At 60.0% G+C, this 16,038-nt stretch carries 10 protein-coding genes and 1 pseudogene; 9 read left to right on the forward strand and 2 right to left on the reverse strand.

What is annotated here, in order from left to right; all coding sequences use genetic code 11:
• Nucleotides 1–3 precede the first annotated feature (3 nt).
• Together JV201_RS24175 and JV201_RS24180 are read right to left on the reverse strand one after the other, a co-directional pair.
• Nucleotides 4–1,398: a PhoH family protein gene (locus JV201_RS24175; RefSeq protein ID WP_008435664.1), complete on the reverse strand. Its 1,395-nt coding sequence runs from the start codon at nt 1,396–1,398 to the stop codon at nt 4–6.
• Nucleotides 1,399–1,747: 349 nt separating this feature from the next.
• On the reverse strand, nt 1,748–2,872 hold the full coding sequence (locus JV201_RS24180) for a polysaccharide deacetylase family protein (protein ID WP_003216300.1): 1,125 nt from the start codon (nt 2,870–2,872) through the stop codon (nt 1,748–1,750).
• Nucleotides 2,873–3,167: 295 nt separating this feature from the next.
• Between JV201_RS24180 and yaaA the strand changes: the two genes are divergently transcribed.
• The 9 genes and pseudogenes from yaaA to JV201_RS24225 all read left to right on the forward strand — a co-directional run.
• Entirely contained in the window at nt 3,168–3,947 is a 780-nt protein-coding gene (gene yaaA, locus JV201_RS24185; protein ID WP_008435666.1) for a peroxide stress protein YaaA, read from the forward strand.
• Between the two features lie 868 nt (nt 3,948–4,815).
• Nucleotides 4,816–6,132, forward strand: a complete 1,317-nt coding sequence (locus JV201_RS24190; RefSeq protein ID WP_003216295.1) for a nucleotide sugar dehydrogenase — start codon at nt 4,816–4,818, stop codon at nt 6,130–6,132.
• An 84-nt stretch (nt 6,133–6,216) separates the two neighbouring features.
• Entirely contained in the window at nt 6,217–7,698 is a 1,482-nt protein-coding gene (gene alg8 / locus JV201_RS24195) for a mannuronan synthase (RefSeq protein WP_017477650.1), read from the forward strand.
• 36 nt (nt 7,699–7,734) lie between these two features.
• The gene (locus tag JV201_RS24200) at nt 7,735–8,904 is read left to right on the forward strand and encodes an alginate biosynthesis protein Alg44 (RefSeq protein WP_003216292.1); all 1,170 of its coding nucleotides are present in this window, start codon (nt 7,735–7,737) and stop codon (nt 8,902–8,904) included.
• Nucleotides 8,905–9,039: 135 nt separating this feature from the next.
• Entirely contained in the window at nt 9,040–10,419 is a 1,380-nt protein-coding gene (gene algK, locus JV201_RS24205; RefSeq protein ID WP_218167325.1) for an alginate biosynthesis TPR repeat lipoprotein AlgK, read from the forward strand.
• The gene (locus JV201_RS24210; protein ID WP_219406132.1) at nt 10,416–11,903 is read left to right on the forward strand and encodes an alginate export family protein; all 1,488 of its coding nucleotides are present in this window, start codon (nt 10,416–10,418) and stop codon (nt 11,901–11,903) included. Before algK ends, JV201_RS24210 begins: the two co-directional genes overlap by 4 nt.
• On the forward strand, nt 11,903–13,462 hold the full coding sequence (gene algG / locus JV201_RS24215; RefSeq protein WP_043225844.1) for a mannuronan 5-epimerase AlgG: 1,560 nt from the start codon (nt 11,903–11,905) through the stop codon (nt 13,460–13,462). Before JV201_RS24210 ends, algG begins: the two co-directional genes overlap by 1 nt.
• An 11-nt stretch (nt 13,463–13,473) precedes the next feature.
• The gene (locus tag JV201_RS24220) at nt 13,474–14,922 is read left to right on the forward strand and encodes an alginate O-acetyltransferase (protein WP_219406133.1); all 1,449 of its coding nucleotides are present in this window, start codon (nt 13,474–13,476) and stop codon (nt 14,920–14,922) included.
• Between the two features lie 8 nt (nt 14,923–14,930).
• Nucleotides 14,931–16,037 (forward strand): annotated as a pseudogene (locus tag JV201_RS24225) (mannuronate-specific alginate lyase); the annotation flags it as partial.
• Between the last annotated feature and the right edge of the window lies 1 nt (nt 16,038).

Here is a 16,038-nt window from a genome sequence, read left to right on the forward strand (position 1 = left end):
TGGTTACAGGTGAGATTCGGCGTATTCAGCCAGAATCGAGCGAGGGACACCTTGCAGGGCGATATGCACGCCGTTCGGGAAGTCCTTGAAGCGTTCCGTCAAGTAGGTCAGCCCGGAGCTGGTCGCGGACAGGTAAGGGGTGTCGATCTGTGCCAGGTTACCCAGGCACACCACTTTGGAACCGGCGCCGGCACGGGTGATGATGGTTTTCATCTGGTGCGGCGTAAGGTTCTGGCATTCATCGATCAAAATCAGGCTTTGCTGGAAGCTGCGACCTCGAATGTAGTTGAGGGATTTGAACTGCAACGGCACTTTGCTGAGGATGTAGTCGACGCTGCCATGGGTGTTTTCGTCATCCATGTGCAAGGCTTCGAGGTTGTCGGTGATCGCCCCGAGCCACGGCTCCATTTTTTCCGCTTCGGTGCCGGGCAGGAAACCGATTTCCTGGTCCAGGCCCTGCACGCTGCGGGTGGCGATGATGCGGCGATAACGCTTGGTTACCATGGTCTGTTCGATGGCGGCAGCCAGGGCGAGGATGGTTTTCCCCGAACCTGCGGCGCCGGTCAGGTTGACCAGGTGGATGTCCGGATCAAGCAAGGCATACAGCGCCAGGCTCTGATAGATATCACGCGGTTTCAGGCCCCAGGCTTCCTGGTGCAACAGGGGTTCCTGATGCAGGTCGAGGATCAGCAGCTTGTCGACCTGAATCTCTTTGATCCAGCCCACAAAGCCCTGTTCGTCGATGATGAATTCGTTGATGTGCACAGCCGGCAGGTTGTCGATCAGCTGTACCTGGTGCCAGGTGCGGCCATGGTCCTGACGGGTTTCGACCTTGCTGACGCGGTCCCAGAACGAGCCGGTCATGGTGTGATAACCACGAGACAGCATTGACACGTCGTCAACCAGTTGGTCGGTACTGTAGTCCTCGGCAGCGATCCCACACGCTCGTGCCTTGAGGCGCATATTGATGTCTTTGGTCACCAGCACCAGGCGCAGGTCCTTGTCGCGTGCGTGCAGGTCGATCAATTGGTTGATGATTTTGTTGTCGTTCAGATTCTCCGGCAGCAAGCTGTTGGGCTCGCTGCGCTTGTTCATCAGAATCGACAGCAAGCCCTTGGGCCCGCCTTTGCCACGCTGGATCGGTACGCCCACCTCGACATCGTCGGGGGAGGCTTCGCCGAGGGTCTTGTCGATCAGGCGGATGGCCTGGCGGCATTCGGCGGCAACGCTGTGGTGCCCGCTTTTGAGTTTGTCGAGCTCCTCAAGCACGATCATCGGGATGGCGACGTGGTGTTCTTCGAAGTTGAGCAGTGCGTTTGGATCGTGAATCAGTACATTGGTATCAAGCACATAAAGGATTGGCTGGTCGGAAGAAGGGTTACGTCCATGATCATCCATACTCGGTCACCTTTGTGGGAGCCAGTCGACGCAATACCGCGACAGTGCTGCGCCTCGATTCGACCGTCGAACGCACTTGAGGGGCGTCAAGTGCGGTGCACACAAGAGGTGTCTTGGAAGACGCCACCTGTGTTGCAGGTTTCGGCTGTCTGTCTTCGTAATACCGCAAAACACATGACAGGAAAAAGCACTTTGACGCTTTTTTGAAGTTTATTTTTCAGGATGACGAATAGCACTAGGCGCGCCGGCATTGCACCGTTAAAGTCGGAAGTCCGCCTGTATCGAAATACCTCCCAAATTCCCCCCTGAAAAACCTCAGCCCCAACAGGGCTGGGCTTTTCGTGCTTTTTCAGCGAAACGCTTCGCGGCAATCCTGCCAGCCGAGTCCACTTTCTGCCGTGGCGTGTAAAAGCCAGGGTAAAGCGATGCGCGCCTTGTCCTGGGTGTCGTGGAAGACGATCACCCCGCGCCGCCACAACAGCATCAGTGTGAGCACGCGGTTCGCCGACTCATCAGCCTTGAGCTTGCCGGGTTCGTCTTCCGAGTCGATGTCCCACAAGGCCACTTGCAGCCCTTGTGACTGGAAAAATCCCTGGCTGTCGGACCGGCGCTGACCGTACGGCGGGCGGAACAGCGGCAGGTAGTTTTCCGGCATCAGGTTTTGCGCCAGGGAGGCGCTGCGAGTGATGGACGACTGCCAGTCGACCCAATGGCTATGGGAGCGGTACTGCCAGCCCTGGATGCCGACGCACTGGCCCTGGTACAGCGCCTGCACATCGGTGGCCGAGCTTTTCTCGACGCGGGTTTGCAGGCTGTTGCCCAGCACGAAGAAGAGGCTGTGCATTTTCTGTTTGCGCAGGTAGTCGGCGAGCCAGTCGGTATTGCCGCTGACCGGGGACGGTCCGCTGTCGAAGGTCAGCAGGAACATCCGGTCGTTGAGTTCGTCGCCGTTGCGCTCGTGGTCGCCGAAGCGCGCGATTTCGCTGCTGATCTGGGGGAACAGGGCGGCCTTGCGCAACTGTTCATCCAGGTAGCGCTCGTGGAATGCGCGGCTGGGGCCAGCCCAGCCTATATAGAAGGAGTTGTCGCTGACTTCGAATTTGGCGGCTTGTTCGCGCAGGTCGTCCATGTTTTCCACCAGGTAGCAGAAGGAGGCGTCCTGTTCGCAGCTTTGTTGGGCGAAGGTGTAGTTTTCCAGTAGCCGTTGCCAGAGTTGACGGCGCAGGTCGTCGATCGAGGCCTGGTTGATGATCTTCAGGCCCAGGCGCTGCTTGAGGGCGGGCTCGTCGAGGGATTCGCTGGCGAGCAGGGTGTGGGCGAACATCAGGATTTCTGCGCGTGAGGCGACGTCGAACAGGGCGGGGCTGCTGAGGCGTTCGGGCCAGGTGCCGCGGTCCAGGGTCGCGACATCCACAGGGGCGGCTTGGGCGCCCAGGCAGATGAGCCAGGCTGACAGTAAAAGCGCAATTCGCACGAAGGGTCTCCCTTTCCAGAGTCGTCGGGCACTATAGCCGATCGTGTGGGGGCGCTATTGGGTTGGTGTGTATATGCGTTATTTGAGTGATGGCTTGTATTGGTTCCGCTCTTACAGCGGCTCACTTTTGAACGCTTTTGCAAAGTGACTCGCTGTAAGAGCGAAACCATAAGCCGCCGTAACCGCAGAAACGGATATGCCCCCCCAACGACCGCACAGCTATCTATCACCATCATAGGTGGAGTCAAACCGCCCTACCCCCTAGAATCCCCCCACGATTAAAGGAGACGACTTCATGCTGACGGTGATTTCCCCCGCCAAAACCCTCGATTTCGAGTCAAAGCCGGTCACCCCGCGCTTCACCCAGCCGCAATACCTCGACCACTCCCAGGAGTTGATCGAACAACTGCGCGAACTCAGCCCGGCGCAAATCAGCGAACTGATGCACGTCTCCGACAAAATCGGCGGCCTCAACGCCGCACGCTTCGGCAGCTGGACCCCCGCCTTCACCCCCGCCAACGCCAAACAAGCCCTGCTGGCATTCAAGGGCGACGTCTACACCGGCCTCAACGCCGAAACCCTCAAGGACGCCGATTTCACCTACGCCCAGGACCACCTGCGCATGCTCTCCGGCCTGTACGGCCTGCTGCGGCCGCTGGACCTGATGATGCCGTACCGCCTCGAAATGGGCACCAAACTGCCCAACGCCCGTGGCAAGGACCTGTACGCTTTCTGGGGCACCCGCATCAGCGAGTGGCTCAACGAAGCCCTGGCCGAACAAGGCGATGACGTGCTGCTCAACCTGGCCTCCAACGAGTATTTTTCGGCAGTCAAACGCCCGGCACTGAACGCGCGGATCATCAACACCGAGTTCAAGGACCTGAAAAACGGCCAGTACAAGATCATCAGCTTCTACGCCAAGAAGGCCCGGGGCATGATGAGCCGCTTTGTGATTGAAGAACGCATCAACGACCCGGCCCGACTCAAGGAGTTTGACGTGCAGGGTTATCGCTTCAATGCGGAGCAGTCGAAGCCGGATAACCTGGTGTTCCTGCGGGATCACGCACCGGAATAACCTGACAACGAAGATCCAAATGTGGGAGCGGGCTTGCTCGCGAAAGCGGTGGTTCAGTCGATGCCTTTATTGCCTGACACGCCGCTTTCGCGAGCAAGCCCGCTCCCACATTTTGTTTGCATTCCAATTCCGAATTCGCCATTTATTTGGCGTCAAAAATAATTCTTCAGATTCCCTAACATTTATTTCACTCGACATTCGTCAATTTTTTTCGTAGTGGCACCACTTTTTTAAAACAGTAGTGGCACAAAACTATTTACCCCTCGCAACTCCCCGCAACTACTGGCCTAAATAGCAAGTGCTATCAGAATAGTACTAGTGCCATCTTTCCTAATATTTCAAGAAATTTCCGGAAACAGGATGAGTGGACAGGAACTATGTCCTAAAGCACCGCTCATACCACCGGTAACGATTATCTCTGAAGATGTAAGAGATGACTTACGTGGCGACCAAGGGAAGTAGCAAAGTTGTCATATAACTTTGACTCAATGGTCAAATCATCAACTGATTAGTTGAAGGCGGACGCAAAGGTTTCACTACTTTCTCCGACAAGGCCAAGGCTGAGCTCACCTGTATGGGTCAGTGAGACAACCCAAGCCGTTGATATATAAGGGCTCAAAGCCCCTGTCAACGCCTTGCGGCACTGGCGCCAGGCCCTTCCCCAGGAAGGCTGGCTGCATTTCAGGGCAAGCCCCAACAATAAGGCCAAGTTGCGCACAACTTGAGTGCATTAGTTAGTCACTCGACTTTTAGTATGCCTGCACTGGATATACCGACGTTTATTCGTCGCACTTCCCAGTGCCTGGGTGACGCTTCAAAACATGAACTCCGGCCATCTAGTGGCACGATTAACAATGAGGTAAATGCGATGCGCATCAGCATATTTGGTTTGGGTTACGTCGGCGCGGTATGTGCCGGTTGCCTGTCTGCACGGGGCCATGAGGTCGTTGGCGTAGACATCTCCAAGGAAAAGATTGACCTGATCAACGCGGGTAAATCCCCCATCGTTGAACCGGGTCTGGGCGAGCTGTTAAGCCAGGGCGTTCAAACCGGCCGACTGCGCGGCACCACCAATTTCGCCGAGGCAATCCGTGATACCGACCTGTCGATGATTTGCGTCGGCACGCCGAGCAAGAAGAACGGCGACCTGGAACTCAACTACATCGAATCGGTGTGCCGCGAGATCGGTTTTGTCCTGCGTGACAAGACCTCCCGTCACACCATCGTGGTCCGCAGCACCGTGCTGCCAGGTACCGTGGCCAATGTGGTGATTCCGATTCTCGAAGACTGCTCGGGCAAGAAAGCCGGCGTCGACTTCGGCGTCGCCGTAAACCCTGAGTTCCTGCGTGAAAGCACCGCCATCGCCGACTACGACCTGCCGCCGATGACCGTCATCGGTGAATTCGACACCGCTTCCGGCGATGTTCTGCAGTCGCTGTACGAAGAACTCGACGCGCCGATCATCCGCAAGGACATCGCCGTCGCCGAGATGATCAAGTACACCTGCAACGTCTGGCATGCGACCAAAGTGACCTTCGCCAACGAGATCGGCAACATCGCCAAGGCGGTGGGTGTCGACGGTCGCGAAGTGATGGAAGTGGTCTGCCAGGACAAGACCCTCAACCTGTCCCAGTACTACATGCGCCCGGGCTTTGCCTTCGGCGGTTCCTGCCTGCCCAAGGACGTGCGCGCCCTGACGTACCGCGCCGGCTCCCTCGACGTGGATGCGCCGCTGCTCAACTCGCTGATGCGCAGCAACGAGTCCCAGGTGCAAAACGCTTTCGACATCGTTTCCAGCCACGACAAACGCAAAGTCGCCCTGCTGGGCCTGAGCTTCAAGGCCGGCACCGATGACCTGCGCGAAAGCCCGCTGGTGGAACTGGCAGAGATGCTGATCGGCAAGGGTTTCGACCTGAGCATCTACGACAGCAACGTCGAATACGCTCGCGTGCACGGCGCCAACAAGGACTACATCGAAGGCAAGATCCCTCACGTGTCGTCCCTGCTCAACTCGGACTTCGACGAAGTGATCAACAACTCCGACGTGATCATCCTGGGCAACCGCGATGAGAAGTTCCGTGCCCTGGCGCACAACGCACCCCACGGCAAGCAAGTGGTCGACCTGGTGGGCTTCATGTCCAAGGCCACCAGCGTGAGCGGCCGTACCGAAGGCATTTGCTGGTAACAGCAACGGCAAGTTTCAAGCGGCAAGCGTCCTGATCCCCGGCGCTTGCTGCTTGAAGCCTCCTTCACCTGCGGAATGACGCCTATGTCCAAGTTAAAACACGTACTCCTCCAATCTGCCGGCTGGCTGTTTTTCCTGAGCCTGCTGATGGGACTCGCCCTGCTGTTGCCGGCGAGTACGTTCGACTCAGAGTCGAAGAATTTTATTTTCCTGATTGGCGCCGTCGGTATCTGGCGCTACTCGATGGGTGCTACGCATTTCTTTCGCGGCATGCTGTTCCTGTACGTGGTCTACCCGCACCTGCGGCGCAAAGTGCGCAAGCTGGGCAAGGCAGCAGACCCGTCCCACGTATTCCTGATGGTTACCAGCTTTCGGATCGACGCGCTGACCACGGCCCAGGTCTACAGCTCGGTGATCCGCGAGGCCATCGAATGTGGCTTCCCTACCACCGTGGTCTGCTCCCTGGTGGAAATGTCCGATGAGCTGCTGGTCAAGAGCCTGTGGGCCAGGATGAACCCGCCCGACCACGTCAAGCTGGACTTCGTGCGCATCGCGGGTACCGGCAAGCGTGACGGCCTGGCCTTCGGTTTTCGCGCCATCTCCCGCCACCTGCCGGACGACCGTGCCGTAGTGGCCGTGATCGATGGCGACACCGTGCTCGCCGAGGGCGTAGTGCGCAAGACCGTGCCGTGGTTCCAGCTGTTCGGCAATGTCGGCGGCCTGACCACCAACGAGTTCTGCGAAGTGCGCGGCGGCTACATCATGAGCGAGTGGCACAAGCTGCGCTTCGCCCAGCGCCACATCAACATGTGCTCCATGGCCCTGTCCAAACGCGTGCTGACCATGACCGGCCGCATGTCGGTATTCCGCGCCAACGTGGTCACCGACCCGGGCTTCATTGCCGATGTGGAAAGCGACTCGCTGCAACACTGGCGCCTGGGCCGCTTCAAGTTTTTGACCGGTGACGACAAGTCCAGCTGGTTCAGCCTGATGCGCCTGGGCTACGACACTTTCTACGTACCGGACGCCGCGATCCACACCGTGGAACACCCGCCGGAAAAGAGCTTTATCAAGGCCAGCCGCAAACTGATGTTCCGCTGGTACGGCAACAACCTGCGCCAGAACTCACGTGCCCTGGGCCTGGGTATGCGTCGCCTGGGCCTGTTCACCAGCATCGTGCTGTTTGATCAACGCGTGTCGATGTGGACCTCCCTGCTGGGGCTGACCGTGGCGATCATCGCCACCTTCAAATACGGCGGCGCGTTCATCCTCGCCTACCTGCTGTGGATCGGCATCACCCGCCTGATTCTGACCCTGCTGCTGTCGTGCTCCGGCCACAAGATCGGCCCGGCTTACCCGGTGATTCTCTATTACAACCAGATCATGGGCGCGCTGGTGAAGATCTACGTGTTCTTCCGCCTTGATCAACAGTCCTGGACCCGCCAGGACACCAAACTGACCCGCGATTTGGCCAGCTTTCAACGTTGGTTCAACACCTGGTCGTCTCGGACCATGACCTTCTCCGCCGGCAGCATTTTCGTCGCCGTGTTGCTGATGATGGTTTGACCCTGCCAAGCCTGAATTAACTAGGAACTAAACACCATGAATAGCCCAGTAAACGCCAACGTTGTCCACGAATCCGAAGCCCAGCGCCAACACGCCCGGGTCAAAATCCCGGCCAAGCTGCGCTTCTTCGGCGCCGATCAAACACCGATGGAAGTGCGGGTGATCGACCTGTCCGCCGGCGGCCTGGCCTTCAACGCCCCGCAGCAGCCGCTGAAAGTCGGCGATGTGCACAAGGGTCGCTTGCAATTCGTGATCGACAACCTGGGCCTGGCGATGGACGTCGAGCTGCAGATTCGCTCCTACGACCGCCAGACCGGCCGCACCGGTTGCCAGTTCCAGAACCTCGATGCACAAGACATCTCCACCCTGCGCCACCTGATCACCTCGCACCTGGCCGGTGACATCGTGACCATGGGTGACGTGCTGGCAACCCTGCAACGCGACAACTTCACCAAGGCGCGCAAGGTCAAGGACGGCGGCAGCAACATGAGCGTCGGTGGCCGCCTGCGGGCGGTGACTTTCAGCCTCGGGATCTTCGTGGTGGGCCTGGCGGCATTCGGCTTCGTGGTCAAATCGGTGTACGGCATGTACTTCGTCAGCCACGCCACCTCCGGCCTGGTGAGCGTGCCCGGGATGAACGTGACCATGCCCCGCGATGGCACCGTGCAAAGCCTGATCAAAGGCGATGCGGTCGCCGCCAAAGGCGCGCCATTGGCAACCTTCAGCACCAGCATGCTCGACGTACTCAAGGGCCATCTGGACGAAGACCAGCTGCAACCGGCCAAGGTCGAAGAGCTGTTCGGCAAGCAAATGACCGGCACCCTCACCTCCCCTTGCGACTGCGTCGTGGCCCAGCAACTGGTCGCCGACGGTCAGTACGCCAGCAAGGGCGACGTGATCTTCCAACTGGTGCCACGCGGCAGCCAGGCCAACGTTGATGCACGTTTCTCCTATCGCCAGTTTGCCGACGTTCGCCCGGGCACCCGCGTGAACTTCCAGGTAGCGGATGAAGAGCAGGTACGCACCGGCACCATCGTCAGCAGCACCAGCCTGAACAGCAGCGAAATGTCCTCCGACATCCGCGTGCAGATCAAACCCGACGCCCCGCTGGACAGCACCTACGCCGGTCGCCCGGTTGAAGTGACCAGCGATCGCGGCCCGTCCCTGAACTGGCTGATCGACAAAGCCATGGCCAACGGTCTGTAAGCAGAGGACATGCCTGTGATGACTCTCTCAAAAACACCGCAATCCCTGTGGGAGCGGGCTTGCTCGCGAAAGCAGTGTGTCAGCCAACACATGCATCAACTGACAGGGCCCCTTCGCGAGCAAGCCCGCTCCCACATGGGAACTGTGGCGTTGCTGGCTGTTGCGGTCAGCCTCGCCGGTTGCGCCGGCCTGCCCGACCAACGCCTGGCCAATGAAGCGCTGAAACGTGGCGACACCGTCACTGCCCAGCAGAACTACCAGCAGCTCGCGGATTTGGGCTACAGCGAGGCCCAAGTGGGCCTGGCGGATATCCAGGTCGGCACCCGCGACCCCGAGCAAATCAAGCAGGCCGAAGCGACGTACCGCGCGGCCGCCGATACCTCGCCCCGTGCCCAGGCACGCCTGGGCCGCCTGCTGGTGGCCAAGCCCGGCGCGACCGAAGCCGAACACCATGAAGCCGAAGGCCTGCTGAAAAAAGCCTTTGCCAATGGCGAAGGCAACACCCTGATCCCGCTGGCAATGCTCTACCTGCAATACCCGCACAGTTTCCCGAACATCAACGCCCAGCAGCAGATCAGCAAATGGCGCGCCTCGGGTTACCCGGAAGCCGGTCTCGCCCAGGTGCTGCTGTATCGCACCCAGGACACCTACGACCAGCACCTGGATGAAGTGGAAAGCATCTGCAAGGCGGCGCTGAACACCACCGATATCTGCTACGTCGAGCTGGCCACGGTCTACCAGAAAAAAGCCGAGCCGGAAAAACAGGCCGAACTGCTCAAGCAGATGGAAGCCGGCTATAGCCGCGGCACCGTCACCGCCCAACGGGTCGACAGCGTGGCTCGTGTACTGGGTGATGCAAGCCTGGGCAAGACCGACGAAAAAACCGCCCAGGCCCTGCTGGAAAAAATCGCCCCCGGCTACCCGGCCTCCTGGGTCAGCCTGGCGCAACTGCTCTACGACTTCCCGGAACTGGGCGACGTCGACCAGATGATGAAGTACCTCGACAACGGCCGCGCCGCCGACCAGCCCCGCGCCGAACTGTTGCTGGGCAAGCTCTACTACGAAGGCAAGTGGGTCCCGGCTGACGCCAAGGCCGCCGAAGAACACTTCCAGAAAGCCGTCGGCCGCGAAGTCGCCGCCGACTACTACCTCGGCCAGATCTACCGCCGTGGCTACCTGGGCAAGGTCTATTCGCAAAAGGCCCTGGACCATCTGTTGACCGCTGCGCGCAACGGCCAGAACAGCGCCGACTTCGCGATTGCCCAGCTGTTTTCCCAAGGCAAGGGCACCAAGCCCGACCCGCTTAACGCCTATGTCTTCAGCCAGTTGGCCAAGGCCCAGGACACGCCGGAAGCCAACGACCTGGCGACCCAGCTCGAAGCGCCGCTGACCCCGGAACAACGCGCCGAAGGCCAACGCCTGGTGCAACAGGAGCTGGCCGTGCGCGGCACCCTGGCCCAAAGCACGCTGCAATTGCACGCCCTGCAAGAAGAAGACGGCGAGGAATCCCTATGAAGCTCAACCCATTCGTCACGGCCGGCATCGGCCTGACCTGCGCCCTGCTGTGGTCGTGCCCGACCCTGGCGGCGCTGACCGAAGCCAAGAACTTCGGCCTGGAAGTCAAAGTCACCGGCCAGTCCGAAGATGACCGCGACCTGGGCACCCAGAAAGGCGGCGACGTCAACGGCATCGGCCTTGACCTGCGCCCGTGGATCTACGGTGAAAGCGGCAACTGGAGCGCCTACGCCATGGGCCAGGCCGTGACCTCCAGCGACATCATCGAGACCGACACCCTGCAACAGTCCTCGGATGACGCCACTCAACAGACCAGCAATGACGACCGCAAGAGCAAGAAGAACTACCTGGCGATGCGCGAGTTCTGGGTCGCCTATGGCGGCTTCACGCCCTACCCCGGCGAGATCCTCAAGCTCGGTCGCCAACGCCTGCGCAATGACGACGGCCAATGGCGCGACACCAATATCGAAGCGCTGAACTGGACCTTCGACACCACCTTGCTCAAGGCCAATGTCGGCGTCGCCGAGCGCTTCAGCGAATACCGCACCGACCTCAAGGAACTGTCGCCCAAGGACAAGGACCGTCAGCACCTGTACGCCGACGCCGCCTACCAGTGGACGCCAGGCCAGTGGATCGGCCTGCGCGCTCACCACACCCATGATGACGGCAAGCTCGACTACCCGGAACCGGGCGTGGCCACCGACTCGCTGGACAAGCGCGAGAACGGCGACCTGACCTGGCTCGGCATCGAAGCCAACAGCGACGCCTACAACTGGCGCAACACCAACACCGTCAACTACTGGGCGAGCGTCACCGGCATGCAGGGCGACCGCGACACGGTCAACGCCTTGAACGCCGACGGCACCCGCCCGGCCAACGCCAAGCGCAGCGATGACGTGAATGGCTGGGCCACCGATTTGGGTGTACGCCTGCGCCTCGACCCGCAGTGGCAAGTGGGCGCCGCCTACTCCCGCGCCAGTGCCGAATACGAGCAGAACGGCCTGCAAAGCAACCGTTCAAACTGGACCGGTACCCAGTCCCGCGTCCACCGCTTCGGCGAAGCGTTTCGCGGCGAGATGAACAACATGCAGTCCATGAGCCTGTTCGGTTCGTGGCAGCTGCGCGAGGACTATGACGCAAGCCTTGTGTACCACAAGTTCTGGCGCGTAGACGGCAACAAGCCGGTGGGCAGCAACGGCATCGATGCCGTGCAGAACAACACCGATGACGTGACCGGCGCGATCCTGTCCAGCACGTCCCTGCCGCTTGAAGACGGCAAGAAAGATCTCGGCCAGGAGATGGACCTGGTGGTCACCAAGTACTTCAAGAAAGGCCTGCTGCCGGCCGGGCTCAGTCAGTCGATCGACGAGCCGTCGGCCCTGGTGCGCTTCCGTGCAGGCGTGTTCAAGCCGGGCGACGCCTATGGCAGCCAGGTCGACTCGTACATGCATCGCGCCTTTGTCGACGTGATCTGGAAGTTCTGATGGGAGCCTGCGCAATGAAGTCTCAAAGCCTGCTCGTCGCGGCCATGCTGCTGGCCAGCGCCTCGGCCTTCGCCGACAAAGCGCCGACCATCGCCAAAGAGCTGCAACAGGCCAAGACCTACACCATCTCCAGCCCGCCGACCGAGCCGCTGGAGATGGCCAAGCCTGCGCTGCCGGACGTGTCCGGCTACACCGCGGCCAATATCGCGAAAAAGATCGTGCGTACCAAGCCAGGCAAAATCAGCATCCGCCGGATGATGCAGGAAGACGCCCTGAAGGACTTCATCGGCGGCGACAACAAGATGGCCGAATGGGTAGTGCGCCAGCACGGCATTCCCCAGGCGATCTTTGTCGACGACGGCTACATGAACCTCAAGGACCTGCTGAAGAAAGTGCCCAAGCAGTACTTCAGCGAAACCTCGCCGGGGGTGTTCCTGGCCAAGTTGCCGATCGTGGTGGGCCGTAAAGGCATCCTCGAAATCGACAAGCAGACTCAAGAGCTGCGCCTGTCCCAGGAAGCCGGTTCGTTCCTGATCAACGACGGCCAGCTGTTCGTACGTGACACCAGAATCACCGGCTGGCGCGAGAAGACCAACGGCCCGGCGACCTTCCAGTCGCCCAAGGAATTCCGCCCGTTCCTGCTGGCCTGGGGCGGCACCGAGACCTACATCGCCAACAGCAAGATGGCCAGTTTCGGCTACGCCAACAGTAAGTCGTATGGCGTGAGTATTTCCCAATACACGCCGAACATGGCCAAGGTGCTCAAGCGTCCTGAACCGACGGGCTGGATCGTCGACTCCGAGTTCTCGGACATGTGGTACGGCTTCTACTGCTACGAAACCACCGGCTTTGTGCTCAAGGGCAATACCTACAAAGACAACATCGTCTACGGCATTGACCCCCACGACCGTTCACACGGCCTGATCATCACCGACAACACCGTCTACGGCACGAAGAAGAAGCACGGCATCATCATTTCCCGGGAAGTGAACGACAGCTTCATCTTCAACAACCGCAGCTTCGACAACAAGCTCTCGGGCCTGGTGATCGACCGTAACAGCGTCAACAACCTGATCGCCGACAACGAGATCTACCGCAACCACACCGACGGCATCACCCTCTATGAGAGCGGCGATAACCTGCTGTGGGGCAACAAGGTGATCAGCAACCGTCGCCACGGCATCCGCGTGCGTAACAGCGTGAACATTCGCCTGTACGAGAACATTGCCATGGCCAACGGGCTGACCGGCGTGTACGGCCACATCAAGGATTTGACCGACACCGACCGCGACATCGCCCTCGACCCGTTCGACACCAAGGTCTCGCTGATCGTGGTCGGCGGTGAACTGGCCGCCAACGGCAGCGGGCCGCTGTCCATCGACTCGCCGTTGAGCGTCGAGCTGTACCGCGTATCGATGCTTGCGCCGACCAAATCCAGTGGCATCAGCTTCTCGGGCGTTCTTGGCGATCGCCAGGAAGAGATCCTCGACTTGCTGGTACGCCAGAAGAAAGCCGTGCTGATCGACCCTGTCGAACGCCAGACCGAAATGCAGGACTGAGGATGACCTTTATGCACCCACACATGATCAAACTGCTCAGCCTTTCGGGTTTGACCCTCGGCCTGCTCGCGGCCAGCCAGGGCGTGCGCGCCGACGAAATCAAGGCGCCAACCTTCACCGCCGAACCGTGCTGCAGCCTGTGCCCGGCCGCCCACGACGCGAAGAACTACACCACGCGCTACCAGCAGAACTTCACCACCCTGGTGCAAGCCCAGGGCGATTGGCTGTTCCGGACCCAGGAAGACCTGCGCACCGAATTCGACACCAGCCCCGCCGGCTACAAACGCATGCAGCAGCTGCACGATGCGTTCAAGAGCAAGGGCGTGGAACTGGTGGTGGTCTACCAGCCGACCCGTGGCTTGGTGAACCGCAACAAGCTCAACCCTGAAGAAAAAGCCAGGTTCGATTTCGACAAGGCCCTGGGCAATTACAAGACCATGCTCGGGCGCTTCGCCAAGATGGGCTACGTCGTGCCGGACCTGTCGCCGCTGACCAACGAGCAACTGCCGGATGAATTGCCGGCCCACGATTTCTACTTCCGCGGCGACCAACACTGGACGCCATACGGCGCCCAGCGCACCGCCAAAATCGTCGGCGCGAAAGTGCGGGCGATGCCTGAATTTGCCGGCATCCCGCAGCGCGAATTCGAGACCAAACGGTCCGGGCGCATGGGCAAGACCGGCACCCTGCACAACATGGCCGGGCAACTGTGCGGCACCAGCTACGCGATCCAGTACATGGACCAGTTCAACACCGAGCCCAAGGGCGAAGCGGCAGACGGCGACCTGTTCGGTGATTCCGGCAACCCGCAGATCACCCTCGTGGGTACCAGCCACAGTGGCAAGAACTACAATTTCGCCGGCTTCCTGGAACAGGAAATCGGTGCCGACATCCTTAACGTCGCCTTCCCCGGTGGTGGCCTGGAAGGCTCGATGATCCAGTACCTGGGCAGCGAAGAATTCCAGAAGACCCCGCCGAAGATCCTGATCTGGGAATTCTCGCCGCTGTATCGCCTGGACCAGGAGACCATCTACCGCCAGATGATGTCGCTGCTGGACAACGGCTGTGAAGGCAAGACCGCCCAGATGAGCGCCAGCACCACGCTGAAACCCGGCAAGAACGAATTGCTGGTGAACAGTTCGAACAAAGACCTGCGCAACAGCAGTCACCAGGTCGACATCCGCTTCGCCGACCCATCGGTGAAAACCCTGCAAGCCACCCTCTGGTACATGAACGGGCGCCACGAGGACATCAAGATCGAGAAACCCGAAACATCCGATACAGACGGGCGTTTCGCCTTTGAACTGCGCACCGATGAAGACTGGGCCACGCAAAACCTGCTGGCCGTGGAAGTGCAGGGCCCTGAAGCGGGCCAGGCCGCGCAGAAAGTCGAAGCGAAAATTTGCACACGCAACGTATTCCCCGCCGGTGGTCAACAGACTGCTTCGGCCGGGCAATGAGGTTACCTATGCAGAAGTTATTGATTCCATCGTTGCTGGGCCTGGCGATCTTCGCCGGCTCCGTCAATGCCGCCGCGCCATTGCGTCCGCCGCAAGGCTATTTTGCGCCGATCGAGGCGTTCAAGACCGGCGACTTCAAGAATGACTGCGACGCCATGCCGGCGCCGTACACCGGCTCGCTGCAATTTCGCAGCAAGTACGAAGGTTCGGACAAGGCTCGTTCCACCCTGAATGTGCAGTCCGAAAAAGCCTTTCGCGACAGCACCGCCGACATCACCAAGCTGGAAAAAGACACCAGCAAGCGCGTGATGCAATTCATGCGCGACGGTCGTCCGGAGCAGCTGGAATGCACGCTGAACTGGCTCACGAGCTGGGCCAAGGCCGATGCATTGATGTCCAAGGACTTCAACCACACCGGCAAGTCCATGCGCAAATGGGCACTGGGCAGCATGGCGTCAGCCTATGTGCGCCTGAAGTTCTCCGACTCTCATCCGCTGGCCAACCACCAGCAGGAGTCGCAGTTGATCGAAGCCTGGTTCAGCAAAATGGCCGACCAGGTGGTGAGCGACTGGGACAACCTGCCGCTGGATAAAACCAACAACCACTCCTACTGGGCTGCCTGGTCGGTGATGGCGACCTCCGTCGCCGTGAACCGCCGCGACCTGTTTGACTGGGCCGTGAAGGAATACAAGGTCGGCGCCAACCAGGTGGATGCCCAAGGCTTCCTGCCCAACGAATTGAAGCGTCAGCAACGAGCCCTGTCGTACCACAACTACGCCCTGCCGCCGCTGGCGATGATCGCCAGTTTTGCCTTGGTGAACGGTGTGGACCTGCGCCAGGAAAACAACGGCGCGTTGAAACGTTTGGGTGACAAGGTGCTGGCCGGGGTGAAAGACCCGGAGATCTTCGAGCAGAAGAACGGCAAGGAACAGGACATGAAGGACCTCAAGGAAGACATGAAATTTGCCTGGCTTGAGCCCTTCTGCACCCTCTACACCTGCGCCCCGGATGTGATCGAGCGCAAGCACGGGATGCAGCCGTTCAAGACGTTCCGCCTGGGGGGTGACCTCACCAAGGTCTTCGACCCGGCGCATGAGAAAGGCAACAAAGGCAGCT

This window comes from Pseudomonas sp. Colony2, assembly GCF_019382755.1.
Taxonomy (GTDB): Bacteria; Pseudomonadota; Gammaproteobacteria; order Pseudomonadales; family Pseudomonadaceae; genus Aquipseudomonas.

Excerpts from the sequence above, each read along its gene's own strand:
- JV201_RS24175 (WP_008435664.1), bottom strand. The coding sequence starts at position 1,398 with ATGGATGATCATGGACGTAACCCTTCTTCCGACCAGCCAATCCTTTAT.
- yaaA (WP_008435666.1), top strand. The coding sequence starts at position 3,168 with ATGCTGACGGTGATTTCCCCCGCCAAAACCCTCGATTTCGAGTCAAAG.
- JV201_RS24190 (WP_003216295.1), top strand. The coding sequence starts at position 4,816 with ATGCGCATCAGCATATTTGGTTTGGGTTACGTCGGCGCGGTATGTGCC.
- alg8 (WP_017477650.1), top strand. The coding sequence starts at position 6,217 with ATGTCCAAGTTAAAACACGTACTCCTCCAATCTGCCGGCTGGCTGTTT.
- JV201_RS24200 (WP_003216292.1), top strand. The coding sequence starts at position 7,735 with ATGAATAGCCCAGTAAACGCCAACGTTGTCCACGAATCCGAAGCCCAG.
- algK (WP_218167325.1), top strand. The coding sequence starts at position 9,040 with ATGGGAACTGTGGCGTTGCTGGCTGTTGCGGTCAGCCTCGCCGGTTGC.
- JV201_RS24210 (WP_219406132.1), top strand. The coding sequence starts at position 10,416 with ATGAAGCTCAACCCATTCGTCACGGCCGGCATCGGCCTGACCTGCGCC.
- algG (WP_043225844.1), top strand. The coding sequence starts at position 11,903 with ATGGGAGCCTGCGCAATGAAGTCTCAAAGCCTGCTCGTCGCGGCCATG.
- JV201_RS24220 (WP_219406133.1), top strand. The coding sequence starts at position 13,474 with ATGCACCCACACATGATCAAACTGCTCAGCCTTTCGGGTTTGACCCTC.